Origin of the sequence: Manganibacter manganicus (assembly GCF_002075885.1) — a bacterium.
In the GTDB taxonomy this organism is placed as follows: Bacteria; Pseudomonadota; Alphaproteobacteria; order Rhizobiales; family Rhizobiaceae; genus Mesorhizobium; species Mesorhizobium manganicum.
This window is the reverse complement of the sequence record NZ_MDET01000020.1, coordinates 1-13,552: the sequence shown is the minus strand read 5'-3', so window position 1 is coordinate 13,552 and position 13,552 is coordinate 1. Positions and strand designations below refer to the sequence as shown.

Here is a 13,552-nt window from a genome sequence, read left to right as displayed (position 1 = left end):
TGATGGCGGCTTGGCGCACGCTCGTTCTTTTTATTGCTCTCGCCGTGGCATCGCCTGTCAGGGCCACGGACGCCAAGCCCGATTCCGCACTGCCGCAACCGCAAATTCAGGAAAGCAGCAAGGGTGACAGGCCGATAGCCAATCTACTTCCGCAGCCTGCCACCATGGACGAACCGGCTCCTCTTTCGGAGAAGGCGATCGACCCGGCCCGCTTCGGCAAGCGCCCGCCGGATATGGCCTACGGTGCCTACCAGCGCGGCCTTTACAAGACTGCCTATGATCTGGCGCTGGTGCGAGCGCAAAATGGCGATCCCGCCGCACAAACGCTGGTTGCGGAGATTCTGTCGCGAGGCCTTGGCGTGCCGCTGAATGCAGCGGAGGCGGCAAAGTGGTATCAGCGCGCAGCCGAGCAGGGTGTGCCCGAAGCACAGTTACAATACGCGCTGCTCTTGCTCGACGGCCGCTATGTCAAGAAGGACGAAAAGGGCGCCCATGCGCTGTTGCAGGCGGCAGCCGCGGCAGGCAATCCGTTGGCACAGTTCAATTTCGCCCAGCTTCTGGTGAAGGAAGACCCAGGCGAGGCCGGCATCGTCCGCGCCGCACCCTATTATGAACAAGCCGCCGATACCGGCCTCGCCGACGCGCAATATGCCATGGCGCAACTTTATGCCAATGGCGCGGGCGGCAAGAAGAGGGACGACGCCCATGCCCGCAAACTGCTCGAACTTGCCGCACGCCAGAACTACGACACCGCCCAGATCGACCTTGCCCAGTTCCTGATTGACGGGCGCGGCGGCCCACGCGACCTGAAAGCCGGTTTTCGCTGGATGAGCACGGCCGCCCGCGGCGGCAATGTCGCCGCCCGGAACCGGTTGGCCAAACTCTATATGGCCGGCATAGGCGTCGATCCGGACCCGATACAGGCTGCCGCCTGGTATGTTCTGGCCAAGCGGGCGGGCCTGATTGACGGCCAGATGGAAGATTTCATGGCCGGCCTCACCGACGGCCAGATCAAGGACGCCATCAAGAAGGCGAACCGCCTGCCATGATCCGTCCAGCTTGATAGGCGACCAGGCGGGACGCGATTTCGCGGTCTCTCTTGCCTCTCAAGGCGAATTGTGGTCTTGGAAACGCCGAATTCGCCCCTTTGGCGAACCCTTCTCATTCCGGATTGAACCTCCAATGGCCAAGATCAACGGCAACGAAATCCGTCCCGGCAATGTCATCGAGCACGATGGCGGCCTGTGGGTCGCGGTCAAGACCAACTCGGTGAAGCCCGGCAAGGGCGGCGCCTACAATCAGGTGGAACTGAAGAACCTGATCAACGGTACAAAGCTCAATGAACGATTCCGCTCCGCCGAAACGGTCGAGCGCGTGCAACTGGAACTGAAGGATTTCTCTTTCCTCTACGAGCAGGACGAGGCACTGGTGTTCATGGATACCGAAAGCTACGAACAACTCGAACTGGCCAAGGATTTCGTCGGCGAACGCGCCGCCTTCCTGCAGGACGGCATGAAGGTGACGGTGCAGCTTTACGAGGAAAGGCCGATTGGCATCGCCCTGCCCGATCAGGTGACGCTGGCGATCTCCGAGGCGGACCCCGTGGTGAAAGGCCAGACGGCCGCCTCATCCTACAAGCCGGCAATTCTGGAAAACGGCATCCGGGTTCTGGTGCCGCCTTTCATTGCCGCCGGCGAGAAGATCGTCGTCGATACCAACGAAATCACCTATCTGCGCCGCGCGGATTAGGCGGAGTATCTCGCATGGCCCGTTCAGCTCTCCTCAACGTCATGGTGCAGGCCGCAATGAAGGCCGGCCGCTCACTGTCGCGCGACTTCGGCGAGGTGCAGAACCTTCAGGTTTCGATGAAGGGGCCGGGCGACTATGTCAGCCAGGCCGACCGCAAAGCCGAAGAGACCATTTTTGCCGAACTGTCGAAGGCAAGACCGGGCTATTCCTTCCTGATGGAAGAGCGCGGCACAGTCGAAGGCAGCGACGACCAGCACCGCTGGATCGTCGACCCGCTCGATGGAACGACCAATTTCCTGCACGGCATTCCGCTCTTCGCCATCTCGATCGCGCTGGAGCGGCAGGGGCAGATCGTGGCGGGCGTCGTTTATAATCCGGCCATGGACGAACTCTATACCGCAGAGCGCGGCGGTGGCGCTTTCATGAATGACAGGCGGCTGCGTGTTGCCGCACGCACCAAGCTGTCCGACGCCGTCATCGGCTGTGGCCTGCCGCATCTGGGGCGCGGCCATCACGGCAATTTCCTCGTTGAATTGCGCAATGTGATGGGTGAAGCCGCCGGTATCCGCCGTTTCGGCTCTGCCTCGCTCGATCTTTGTTACCTCGCTGCCGGGCGCATGGACGGTTTTTGGGAAACCGGCCTTTCGGCATGGGACATCGCCGCCGGTATCCTGATGATCCGCGAGGCCGGCGGTTTCGTTTCCGACATGGATGGCAGTCAGGCCATGCTCGAGAATGGCTCGCTCGTGGCAGGCAACGAGACGATCCACCGCGCGCTGATGAAAACGGTCAGGAAACCGATTTCAGCCGGCTGACACGAAGTACAAGCAGGCAGCATCGTCGCAAAATCGCAATGAAAGCTTGAAATCATGAATGGGAAGCCCCCAGATTGAGGGCTGGAACCCGGCCATGAGCAGTGAGCAAACCCGACCCGACGTTGAAATCCCCTTTATCGGGCGATGGCACTATTCACGAACCGAATTGATTGCCGACGGCATCGTTCATGTGATCGGCATCGTGTTGGCCATCGTCGCCGGTTCTGTGATGCTGGCGCTCGCCGCCCCTAAGGTGGGATCTGGTGTGTATCTCGCCGCTATTTTCTATGTCCTGGCCCTGCTTGCGGTGTTTTCGATTTCCTTGGCCTATAATCTGTGGCCCGTCGCTTCACCGGTAAAATGGCTGCTCAGGCGCTTCGACCATTCCGCGATCTATCTTCTGATCGCAGCGACCTACACGCCGTTTCTCGCACAACTCCCATCTCCCAAAGGCGGCTGGACGATCGTAATGATCTGGCTGGCCGCGATAGCCGGCATGGTCGTCAAGATTATCCTGCCCGGCCGCTTCGACCGCCTGGCCATCGCCTTTTATCTGGCTATCGGCTGGAGCGGTCTGATGCTCGCCAGTCCATTGATGGCCCTGTTGACGCCAGCAGCCGTGGCGCTGCTTCTGGCCGGCGGCATCGTCTATTCCTGCGGCGTCGTATTCTTCGTCTGGAAAGGCCTGCGCTTCCACACCGCGCTTTGGCACGGCTTCGTCGTGGCGGGTGCCAGCCTGCACCTTGCCGCCATGTTTGACTGTCTTGTCATTGCCCGTCTTTGACGGCGAAGCGCGGCGGTATTGCAAGCACCTTCCAATTTCGCCCCATTTCCGCTTAGAGTCCGCACGGCACGCATCGCGTCATCGGGATAGAACATGGCATTACTTGGAATCGGCAGGCGTTCGGATGTACTGAATTACGACCCGCACAGGCTTTCCAGCCCGCAGGTGTTCGTGCTGACCATGGTCATCTTCCTGGCCATCGTCGCCTTCATCGCCATCATCCTCACACGCCAGATCTCAAGCGCCTTCGTCACCAATCCGGGCCTTAACGGGCTGATCGTCGGGGTATTGCTGGTCGGCATATTGCTTGCCTTCACGCAGGTCGGGCGGCTGTTTCGCGAGGTGCGCTGGGTCAATTCCTTCCGCGCCGGCTCCGAAACCACCGAACCGGTGCTGCTGGCGCCGATGAAGGCAATGATCGGCCGCTCCTCCACCATGGCCTTTTCGACCTCGTCCATGCGCACCATGCTGGATTCGATCGGCACCCGCCTCGATGAAAGCCGCGATACGTCACGCTATCTCGTCGGCTTGCTGGTGTTCCTCGGCTTGCTCGGAACATTCTGGGGCCTGCTGAGAACCATCGGCTCGATCGGCGATACCATTCAGGCGCTCGACCCCGGCAGCGGCGACGCTGCCGCGGTGCTCGATGCGCTGAAGCAGGGCCTCGGCGCACCTCTTGCCGGCATGGGCACCGCTTTCTCATCCTCGCTGTTCGGGCTTGCCGGCTCGCTGGTCCTGGGTTTCCTCGATCTTCAGGCCGGCCGCGCCCAGACGCGTTTCTACACCGAGCTTGAAAACTGGCTCTCCTCCGTCACCGACCTTTCTTCGGATATAGCTCCCGTCGAACCGGGACGAGCCGATCCGACCGACGAATTGCGAGTTTTGTCGGAACGGCTGAGCAGCCTGCAGGAAAACGGCGGTTCCAATCCGCGCGTCGCCGGCGCCATGGCCAATCTTGCCGACGGCATTTCCGGTCTGGTCAAAAACATGCGCTCCGAGCAGCAGATCATGCGCGACTGGGTCGAGGCCCAGTCCGACGAGCAGAAGGCGTTGCGACAGACACTCGAAAAGATCGCCGACGCCTTGAAAAAGCGGGAGCCTAACTGATGGCGCTGGCCCGCGCGCGCCGCAGCGACCGAAAGATCGACTACTGGCCGGGTTTCGTCGACGCGCTTTCCACCCTGCTTCTGACCTTCATGTTCCTGCTGTCGGTGTTCGTGCTGGCGCAGTTCCTGTTGACGCGTGAGATTTCCGGCAAGGACGAGGCTTTGAACCGCCTTAATGCGCAGATCAACGAATTGACGCAATTATTGGCGCTGGAAAAGGGCAACAATCAGGACGCGCTGGATTCCATCGCCAACCTGCAAGCTTCCCTGTCGGCGGCTGAAACCGAAAAGAGCCGGCTTCAGCAATTGCTCGACAAAGGCGCCGGGGCCGGGGCCGCAGCCAGCGCCCGCGCCGACACGCTTTCCGGCCAACTCGACAATGAGCGCCAGATCAGCCAGCGCGCGCTGTCCCAGGTCGAACTGCTCAACCAGCAGATCGCCGCACTGCGCAAGCAGATCGGCGCCCTCGAGGATGCGCTCGATGCATCCGAAACGCGTGACAGGGAATCGAACGCCAAGATTGCCGACCTTGGCCGGCGGCTCAATGTCGCGCTTGCCCAGCGCGTTCAGGAACTGAATCGCTACCGCTCCGACTTCTTCGGCCGGCTGCGCGAAATCCTCGCCGACCGGCAGAATATTCGCATTGTCGGCGACCGCTTTGTCTTCCAGTCCGAAGTGCTGTTCCCGACCGGCTCGGACGAGATCAACGACGCTGGCAAGACGGAGATGAAGAAGCTCGCCGACGCCATTATCGAACTTACCAGGGAAATCCCGCCCGAGATCAACTGGGTGCTGCGCGTAGACGGCCACACCGACGACCGGCCGCTTTCGGGCACGGGCCGCTTCCACGACAATTGGGAGCTTTCCTCGGCCCGCGCCATTGCGGTGGTGAAATTCCTGATCACCAACGGCGTGCCCGCAAACCGGCTGGTCGCAGCAGGCTTCGGCCAATATCAGCCACTCGACACCGCCGACACCGACGCGGCGCGCGCCACAAACCGCCGCATCGAATTGAAACTGACCGAGCGCTGAACATATGGCCTGCGGTATTCGCCGAACGGGCCGGCTGCTGCCGCGCCTCCCCTGCTATTCCGCAGCGCCCCTGAACGCATCGGCGCCGCTTTCGAATTGCAGCTTGGCGAGACGCGCATAAAGCCCCTTCTTCGCCACAAGAGTGCTATGCGTTCCCTCTTCCACGATGCCGCCATCGTCAATGACCAGGATGCGGTCGGCCTTCAAAACGGTGGCGAGCCGATGCGCAATGACCAGCGTCGTGCGCCCGCGCATCAGATGTTCCAGTGCTTCCTGCACCAGCGTTTCGCTTGTGGCGTCGAGCGCCGACGTCGCTTCATCCAGCAACAGCACCGGCGCATTGCGCAATATGGCCCGCGCGATAGCAATGCGCTGGCGCTGGCCGCCGGACAGCGTGATGCCGCGCTCGCCGACCTGCGTGTCATATCCTTTGTCCAGCTTGACGATGAACTCATCGGCAAGGGCGGCCTTGGCCGCTGCTTCGACCTCCACATCGCCGGCACCGGGGCGACCGAAGGCGATATTGTCGCGCACGCTGGCGGCGAAGATGGCGATATCCTGCGGCACGATGGCGATGCGGCCGCGCAACGCCACCGGGTCGACCTCACGCAAATCCAACCCGTCGAGCCGCACTTGACCGGAATCCGGATCGTAGAAACGTAACAGCAGCGAAAAAATCGTGCTTTTGCCAGCACCAGATGGCCCAACCACCGCAACCGTCTCACCCGGCTTTACGGAAAAATTCAACCGATGCAGAGCCGAACGGTTCGGCTGCGTCGGATAGGCAAAGGACACATCCTCAAAGGCAATCGCCCCCTTCGTCGTCGCCGGCAACGCTTTCGGTTGCCTGGGTGCGACGATGGCCGGCTTCTCGGCCAGAAGTTCCGTCAGCCGTTCGGCGGCGCCGGCGGCCTGTGAAAGCTCGCCCCAGACTTCCGACAATTGGCCGAAGGAACTCGCCGCAAGCACGGAATAAAGCACGAACTGGCCAAGCGTGCCCGGCGACATGGCGCCGGAAAGTACATCGCGCGAACCGAACCACAGTACCGCGACCACCGAGGAGAACACCAGAAAGATGGCAAAAAAGGTCAGAAAGGAGCGCGCAAAAATTGAGACTCTGGCCGCCTGAAAGGCGGATTCAACCGCTTTGGCGAAGCGAGCCGTGGCAAGCTCTTCATTGGTATAGGCCTGCACCGTACGGACGGCCCCGATCTGCTCGCTGGCGTAAGCAGTGGCGTTGGCCAGCGTGTCCTGTGCCGAGCGGGACTTGGCCCGAACCGAGCGCCCGAACGCTACCAGCGGCAGCACGATGACCGGAATGGCGGCAATGACGATACCGGAGAGCTTCGGACTGGTGAACACCATCATCGTCAGCGCGCCGATGGCCAGGATTGCATTGCGCAGCGCCACCGAGGCGGTTGCGCCCACCGCTGATTTGATCTGCGTCGTGTCGGCGGCGAGGCGCGAGACGATTTCGCCCGATTGCGTCGTGTCGAAGAACGATGCCGACAATGCAGTGACATGCGAAAACACGTCGCGCCGGATATCGGAGACGATGCGCTCGCCAAGCGTGACGACAAAATAATAACGGGCAGCGGAAGCTGCCGCCAGAACCGCGGCAATCACCATCAGCATGGCGAAATAGCCGGAAATCATCTGCGAATCGGCAGCCGAGAAGCCGTGGTCGATCATCCGGCGAACGGCAAGCGGCAGGGTCAATGTCGTGAGTGCCGCCAGCGCCAGCGAAACGAGCGCGCCCGCCACAAGGCCCCGATAGCGCCGCAGATAGGGCACGAAACCTCTAAGCGGTTTCAGCGAACGCCGGCCTGCATCCTCATTGCTGGTTCGCGCCATGATCGCCTTTCCCGGACGCAATTTCGAAATGAAGCGCCCGGCCTTGTGATTCGATTTCGGCTGATGTATAGCCACGCCGACCGTTTCAGGAGCCGCGGCCCTCAATAGCCGCGGCTTCGAGTTTTAAAAAGAGGCGCATCGACGCAGCACTGCGCCAGACGTCTCGAAAGCCAGGAATATATCGATGAAAGCCGAAATTCACCCCGATTACCACACCATCAAGATCGTCATGACCGACGGCACCGAGTATATGACGCGCTCGACCTGGGGCAAGGAAGGCGACACGATGAATCTCGACATCGATCCGACCACTCATCCGGCCTGGACCGGTGGCCAGCAGACGCTGCTGGACCGTGGCGGCCGCCTGTCGAAATTCAAGAACAAGTTTGCCAATCTCGGCATCTAAGCCGTAGAGACCGACATCGCAAAAAACCCGCCGCGAGGCGGGTTTTTTTGTTAGATGCAAAAGACGGCTCGGATTTACCCGCCGGCCAGTTCCAGCGCGCCTGGCTCAAGCGGCGCTGAGTTTGGCCAGCGTCGCGTCATCGATCTCGAAATTCGCATAGACGTTCTGAACGTCGTCATCGTCATCGAGCGTCGCAACCAGCTTCATCAGCGACTGTGCGCGGTCCTCGTCCACCGGCACATTGTTCTTCGGCTTCCAGATCGCCTTCACGGACTGGGCCTCGCCAAGTGCCGCTTCCAGCGCCTTGGACGTATCGCCGAGATTCTCGAACGTGCAATAAATGGTATGGCCTTCCTCCTCGTCGCTCTCGACATCCTCGGCACCGGCCTCGATCGCCGCGTCCATGATGGCATCGGCGCTGCCGGCCGAAGCCGGATAGACGATCTCGCCGACGCGATCCCACATAAAGGAGACGGAGCCGGTTTCGCCAAGCGCGCCACCGGCCTTGGTGAAGGCGGCACGGACATTGGAAGCGGAGCGGTTGCGGTTATCGGTCAAGACCTCGACGATCAGCGCCACGCCGCCGGGACCATAGCCCTCATAGCGGACTTCCTCGTAATTCTCGATATCGGAGGCAGACGCCTTGTTGATGGCGCGCTGGATATTGTCCTTCGGCATAGACTCCGCTTTGGCGGCCTGCACGGCAAGCCGAAGGCGCGGATTCATCCCCGGATCGGGCGAGCCAAGTTTGGCGGCGACGGTGATTTCGCGCGCCAGCTTCGAAAACAGCTTCGCCTTGACCGCATCCTGGCGGCCCTTGCGGTGCATGATATTCTTGAATTGTGAATGGCCGGCCATGGGACTCCTGATTTGCAGAAACTTTTCGGAATTTGCCGGGCTTATAGATAGATTACCGGGAAACGTCCAGAAGGAGTGCAATATGGCAAGCCTTTCCGTCCACCTCCCGCCGCTTCCGCTCGAAGGTGGATGCCAGTGCGGCAGAGTGCGCTACCGCATCACCGGTGCGCCGCTCGTCTTCTACCTGTGCCACTGTAGCGAATGCCAGCGGCACACCTCGTCCGCTTTCGGAGAATCGCTAAGGGTGCGGCGGACCGACATCGAGGTTGAAGGCGAACTTCGGCTGACCGAACGTCTTGCCGATTCCGGGACGCGCCGCGAAGGCTATTTCTGCCCGGTATGCGGCGTGCGCATCATCCACGCCAGCGCCGGTGCGGAGCGCGTCAACCTCAAGGCTGGAACGCTCGACGACACCAGTTGGCTGGTGCCGGCCGGTCATATCTGGACACGCTCAAAGCAGCGATTTATCGCCATCGGACCAGACGAGCTTGCTTACGAGACGCAGCCCGACGACGGCGATGCGGCCCTCCTGGCGCGTTGGAACGAGATGCTTGCACCAGCATAGCCTTTCGGCGCGCCGGCGCGGCCCTCAATGGCCGTCTCCGGATTTTGTCTTGCGCCGCCGCGCCAGCATGTTCAGCCCCTCCACCAGCGCGGAAAAGCCCATGGCCGTGTAGATATAGCCTTTCGGAACATGGTAGCCGAAACCGTCTGCGATCAGCGTCATGCCGATCATCAAGAGGAACCCAAGCGCCAGCATGACGATGGTCGGGTTCTTCTCGATGAAATTGGCGAGCGGCGTCGCCGCCAGCATCATCGCCGACACCGCGACGATGACAGCGATATACATGATGGCGATCTCATCGGTCATGCCGACAGCGGTAATGATGGAATCGATCGAGAAGACGAGATCGAGCAGCAATATCTGGAAAATGGCGCCGGCCAGGCTTAGTTGCAGCGTCTTGGCAAGGCTCGCATCCCCATGTTCAGCGGGATCGACCGTATGGTGAATTTCTTTGGTCGCCTTCCAGACCAGGAACAGACCACCGGCGATCAGGATCAGGTCGCGCCAGGAAAAACCATGTCCAAAAGCGGTAAAAAGCGGATTTGTCAGTTGGACGATGAAGGAAATGGTTGCGAGCAGGACAAGGCGCATGATCAGCGCCGCCGAGATACCCAACCTGCGCGCCGGAACCTGCTGTTCCTTCGGCAATTTGTTGGTCAGGATCGAAATGAAGATCAGATTGTCGATACCGAGCACGATCTCCAGCACGACCAGCGTCACCAACGCCGCCCATGCGGTCGGATCGGAGAGCCACACGAAATGCTGGGCGAAAAAATCGGCAAGCTGCATGGAGGTCGTCCCCTCTTTAACGATCTGAAGCAGTTTCAGGATCAAGCCGGCCGACTCGAAACGGCCTTGCACCATCTCGACCGGATTGATGTATCGAAATCACGTCCGCCGCAATTAGGTACGCCGGCGGCCAAGATCAATGTCAGGCCCAGAATGAGGGTGCGGTTTCTTCCAGCCGCGGGCCGCGGCGGAACGGCGCGATTTTCTCGGCAAGACCTGTGCGATCGGAAATGTCCACGCCGACTCCGCACAGCGTCGCCGGGCCGCTGGCGGCCTCAAACCGCCCCTTCGGCACTTTGGAAAGAAATCGATTAAGCGGCTCTTCCTTGTCCATGCCAAGCGAAGAATCATAATCGCCGCACATGCCTGCATCGCTCATATAGGCCGTGCCGCCATTGAGGATCTGATGGTCGGCGGTCGGCTGATGCGTATGCGTACCGATGACCAGCGAGGCGCGGCCATCGACGAAATGCGCGAAGCACATTTTCTCGCTCGTCGCTTCGGCGTGGAAATCGATCACCACCGCATCGGCCTGATCACCGAGCGGGCAGGCCGCCAGTTCACGTTCGCCCGCATGGAACGGATCGTCGAGTTCGGGATGCATGAACACGCGCCCCATAATATTGGCGACGAGAACGCGGGCGCCGTTTTTGGCCAGATATACACCCGAGCCGCTGCCGGGCGTACCCTTGGGGAAATTGGCCGGCCTTAGAAAACGGTTATGACGAGGTGCGAACGCCAGCGCCTCGCGCTGGTCCCAGACATGATTGCCGGTGGTCACCACATCGGCGCCAGCGGTAATGGTCTCGCGAAAAATCTCTTCGGTAATGCCGAACCCGCCGGCCGCGTTCTCGCCATTCACGATGACGAAATCGAGTTGATAATCCGAAATGATGCCGGGCAGTTGCTGCCACACTGCCGTGCGGCCCGTCTTGCCCACCATGTCGCCGAGGAAGAGGAGTCTCATACCCGCCTTTTATCCAGCGGCGGCAAAGCGGCGCAAGCCCTGCTCGGTCAGGATTTCGGCAAGCATCACGTCATGCGGTTCATTAGGAACGCGCTCGACCTCCTGGCAGTCGAAGGCAATGCCGATCAGATGCGGCTTCAGCCCTCTTTGGTGCAGCCGGTCGATGGCCCGGTCGTAATGGCCCGCACCATAGCCCAGTCGATGGCCGCGCCGGTCGAAGGCGGCAAGCGGCATCAGCATGATTTCGGGATCGAGCACGGCGGCTTCCGGCCCCGGTCCGGACGTGCCGAAGCCGGTGGAAACCATTTCGGCGCCGCGCACCAGTTCGCGAAAGACGATGGTTTCACGGTCGAGCACCACCGGCAGGCACAGCCGGGCGCCTCGTTCCGCCAACCGCGCCATCAGCGGGCGAAGATCGATTTCGGAACGGATCGGCAGAAAACCGGAGATGATCGTACCCGGCGAGAAGGAAAGTGCCGGTGCCCCCCGGTCGGCCACCTGCAGGGCAGCCTCTATGCGCCACGCCGGATCGAGCGCATCGCGGCGGCCAAGCGCCTCGCCTCGCAACTGCGTCTTCAACTCTTTCAGCGATGACATGAGACCCTTCTCCCGCATGCCAGACGTAACCGCAAGCTGGCAAAACCGCAACTTGGTGAAAAGGTCAAGGGAAAGCGGCGATCCACACAACCGGTGGAGAAGTCGATCCCGGGAACCTACAAAGTAGGTGGGCGCCATATGTCCGAGCCCACGAGCCCGGACAGGGACAGCTCCCTTCGAGATCAATAAGGCCCCGGGGAATATGTCTCTCCTGTCGGGAAGCGCAGATCGCCGCTTGCCAATATAGAGACGGCAGGGCGTTCGCGCCAGTGCAATAGGCGGCTTTCCGGTGGCTTATCTGTCCGCGCCCCCGCCTTCATGGCAAGAAGGCAGCGGTGCTATCACGGCCAGCGCTTTCCGCCATCTGGCCCGTTGGCACCGGGCGCAGCTTCGACAAGTTGGTCTCTCACGAACAAGCCACTGGCTGACGCAGGACTTCAATGAGACGGAGCACCGTCTTTACGGCAGGATCGCCCACGCCACACCATTCATCAACTATCAGTGATAGGAAATAGCCATGCCCGTCCTCACCGTCCGCCGGCTGCAAGAATCCGACCACGCCGATTGGCGAAATCTATGGACCGCCTATCTGGAATTCTACGAAACGACAGTGCCGGAGGAGGTTTATGCCGCCACCTAGAAACGCCTGTTCAGCGACGGTGAATTCGAGCCGAAAGGTTTCATCGCATTGATTGACGGCAAGGCGGTGGGCCTCACCCATTATCTCTACCATCGCTCCTGCTGGGCTCAGGTGAACTGAGCTGCTCCCCGATCGTTGGACAGGATCTGGCATAAATTAAGCTACTCTCTGCACCTGCTGATCGGGTTGGGTTTCGTCTTTTCTCAGCCAATAGACCACGGCGGGCGGTCTGCCGCCAAGGGCTGAATGTGGGCGTTGGTGGTTGTAGAAGGTCATCCATTTCCGGATGCCCGCCCTCGCTTCTGATCCGGTCTCCCAGGCATGCAGGTAGACGCACTCGTATTTCAGGGTCCGCCACAACCTTTCGATGAAGATATTGTCGAGGAACCGACCCTTTCCATCCATCGAGATGCGCACGCCGGTGTGGCGCAGGCGATCGGTCCAGGCGAAAGAGGTGAACTGGCTGCCCTGATCGGTATTCATGATTTCCGGCAGCCCGAACTTGTAGATGGCCTCGTTCAGCGCCTCGACGCAGAAATCGGCCTCCAGCGTGTTCGAGATGCGCCAGGCTAGGACCTTTCGGGTGTGCCAGTCCATGATGGCAACCAGGTAGAGAAACCCGCGCCGCATCGGCACATAAGTGATATCGGCGCACCAGACCTGGTTGGGCCGCTCCACGCGCAGTCCCTTCAGCAGGTAGGGATAGGTCTTGTGCCCCTTCGCCGGTCTGCTGGTAGTGGGTTTCTGGTAGATCGGCATCAATCCCATGAGCCGCATCAGCCGGCGTATCCGCTTCTCGTTCACCAGATGGCCGTCGTTGCGCAAATGCCAGGTCATCTGCCGGACACCGAAAAAGGGCGTTTCCAGGAACTGTTCGTCGATCAGCCGCATGAGGGCCAGGTTCTGCGCGGTCTCCCCCTTCGGGGTGTAATAGAAGGACGAGCGTGAGATCGACAGCAGCTTGCATTGCCGAGTGATCGACAATTCCGGATGATCCGGCTCAACCATGCCGCGCCTCACTTCCCGCCCCAGGGCTTCAGCTTTCTTTCCAAAAAAGAGTTGGCCACCGCCAGCTCCCCGATCTTGGCGTGGAGCTCCTTCACCTGCTCCTCGTCGATCTCGGGCTTTTTCCGGCCATTGCGTTCGAACACACCCGAGGCGCCTTCGAGCAGAGCGCGTTTCCACTGGTGAACCATCGTCGGATGAACTCCGAACCGGCTTGCCAGCTCGGCTGCGGTCTCTTCGCCCTTCAAGGCTTCCAGGGCGACCTTCGCCTTGAACTCAGGCGCGTGCTGCTTGCGTTTCGACATCTCTGATCTCCTTTTCGTCGAAGATCAGCAGACCGCAAATCATAGCTTATGTCAGTGTCCGAATTTCGGGGGGTAGCTCA

At 60.7% G+C, this 13,552-nt stretch carries 14 protein-coding genes, 1 other RNA gene and 1 pseudogene; 9 read left to right on the top strand and 7 right to left on the bottom strand.

Translation table 11 applies throughout. The features are described 5' to 3' along the window. Positions 1-2 precede the first annotated feature (2 nt). The 6 genes from BFN67_RS13380 (at position 3) to BFN67_RS13355 (ending at position 5,486) form a co-directional block, all read left to right on the top strand. The gene (locus BFN67_RS13380) at positions 3-1,049 is read left to right on the top strand and encodes a tetratricopeptide repeat protein (RefSeq protein WP_080920067.1); all 1,047 of its coding nucleotides are present in this window, start codon (positions 3-5) and stop codon (positions 1,047-1,049) included. A 133-nt stretch (positions 1,050-1,182) separates the two neighbouring features. Then, positions 1,183-1,749, top strand: coding sequence for an elongation factor P (efp, locus tag BFN67_RS13375; protein WP_080920066.1), 567 nt, complete (start codon positions 1,183-1,185; stop codon positions 1,747-1,749). Positions 1,750-1,763: 14 nt separating this feature from the next. Next, positions 1,764-2,564 (top strand): inositol monophosphatase family protein, encoded by an 801-nt coding sequence (locus tag BFN67_RS13370; RefSeq protein WP_080920065.1) that lies wholly within the window; start codon positions 1,764-1,766, stop codon positions 2,562-2,564. A gap of 94 nt (positions 2,565-2,658) precedes the next feature. Then, a complete protein-coding gene (gene trhA / locus BFN67_RS13365; protein ID WP_080920112.1) occupies positions 2,659-3,348 on the top strand; it encodes a PAQR family membrane homeostasis protein TrhA in 690 nt (229 codons plus the stop codon). Between the two features lie 93 nt (positions 3,349-3,441). Then, the gene (locus BFN67_RS13360; RefSeq protein WP_080920064.1) at positions 3,442-4,455 is read left to right on the top strand and encodes a MotA/TolQ/ExbB proton channel family protein; all 1,014 of its coding nucleotides are present in this window, start codon (positions 3,442-3,444) and stop codon (positions 4,453-4,455) included. After that, positions 4,455-5,486 carry a peptidoglycan -binding protein gene (locus BFN67_RS13355; RefSeq protein WP_080920063.1) on the top strand — a complete coding sequence of 344 codons (1,032 nt, stop codon included), beginning with the start codon at positions 4,455-4,457 and terminating at the stop codon, positions 5,484-5,486. The genes BFN67_RS13360 and BFN67_RS13355 overlap by 1 nt, the downstream gene beginning before the upstream one ends. Positions 5,487-5,540: 54 nt before the next feature. On the opposite strand, the gene BFN67_RS13350 is transcribed toward BFN67_RS13355, so the two are convergent. After that, the gene (locus BFN67_RS13350) at positions 5,541-7,340 is read right to left on the bottom strand and encodes an ABC transporter transmembrane domain-containing protein (RefSeq protein WP_080920111.1); all 1,800 of its coding nucleotides are present in this window, start codon (positions 7,338-7,340) and stop codon (positions 5,541-5,543) included. 184 nt (positions 7,341-7,524) lie between these two features. Here BFN67_RS13350 and rpmE point away from each other — a divergent pair, with 184 nt between their 5' ends. Then, positions 7,525-7,746: a 50S ribosomal protein L31 gene (gene rpmE, locus BFN67_RS13345; protein ID WP_080920062.1), complete on the top strand. Its 222-nt coding sequence runs from the start codon at positions 7,525-7,527 to the stop codon at positions 7,744-7,746. Positions 7,747-7,851: 105 nt separating this feature from the next. On the opposite strand, the gene BFN67_RS13340 is transcribed toward rpmE, so the two are convergent. Further along, positions 7,852-8,604: a YebC/PmpR family DNA-binding transcriptional regulator gene (locus BFN67_RS13340; protein WP_080920061.1), complete on the bottom strand. Its 753-nt coding sequence runs from the start codon at positions 8,602-8,604 to the stop codon at positions 7,852-7,854. Positions 8,605-8,686: 82 nt separating this feature from the next. Between BFN67_RS13340 and BFN67_RS13335 the strand changes: the two genes are divergently transcribed. Beyond that, positions 8,687-9,169, top strand: a complete 483-nt coding sequence (locus BFN67_RS13335; RefSeq protein WP_080920060.1) for a GFA family protein — start codon at positions 8,687-8,689, stop codon at positions 9,167-9,169. Between the two features lie 24 nt (positions 9,170-9,193). On the opposite strand, the gene BFN67_RS13330 is transcribed toward BFN67_RS13335, so the two are convergent. The 4 genes from BFN67_RS13330 to ssrS all read right to left on the bottom strand — a co-directional run bounded on the left by BFN67_RS13330 (position 9,194) and on the right by ssrS (position 11,755). Continuing rightward, on the bottom strand, positions 9,194-9,958 hold the full coding sequence (locus tag BFN67_RS13330) for a TerC family protein (protein WP_080920110.1): 765 nt from the start codon (positions 9,956-9,958) through the stop codon (positions 9,194-9,196). A 142-nt stretch (positions 9,959-10,100) separates the two neighbouring features. Continuing rightward, positions 10,101-10,925, bottom strand: a complete 825-nt coding sequence (locus BFN67_RS13325) for a TIGR00282 family metallophosphoesterase (RefSeq protein WP_080920059.1) — start codon at positions 10,923-10,925, stop codon at positions 10,101-10,103. A gap of 9 nt (positions 10,926-10,934) precedes the next feature. Next, positions 10,935-11,522: a 5-formyltetrahydrofolate cyclo-ligase gene (locus BFN67_RS13320; RefSeq protein WP_080920109.1), complete on the bottom strand. Its 588-nt coding sequence runs from the start codon at positions 11,520-11,522 to the stop codon at positions 10,935-10,937. A 75-nt stretch (positions 11,523-11,597) separates the two neighbouring features. After that, positions 11,598-11,755, bottom strand: a non-coding RNA gene (ssrS, locus tag BFN67_RS13315) — 6S RNA. 284 nt (positions 11,756-12,039) lie between these two features. Here ssrS and BFN67_RS13310 point away from each other — a divergent pair. After that, positions 12,040-12,279 (top strand): annotated as a pseudogene (locus BFN67_RS13310) (GNAT family N-acetyltransferase); the annotation flags it as partial. Positions 12,280-12,318: 39 nt separating this feature from the next. Here the strand turns inward: BFN67_RS13310 and BFN67_RS13305 are convergent. Continuing rightward, a protein-coding gene (locus BFN67_RS13305) for an IS3 family transposase (RefSeq protein WP_245295242.1) occupies positions 12,319-13,472 on the bottom strand; the annotation gives its coding sequence in 2 pieces (ribosomal slippage) (positions 12,319-13,220 and positions 13,220-13,472; 1,155 coding nt in all). Between the last annotated feature and the right edge of the window lie 80 nt (positions 13,473-13,552).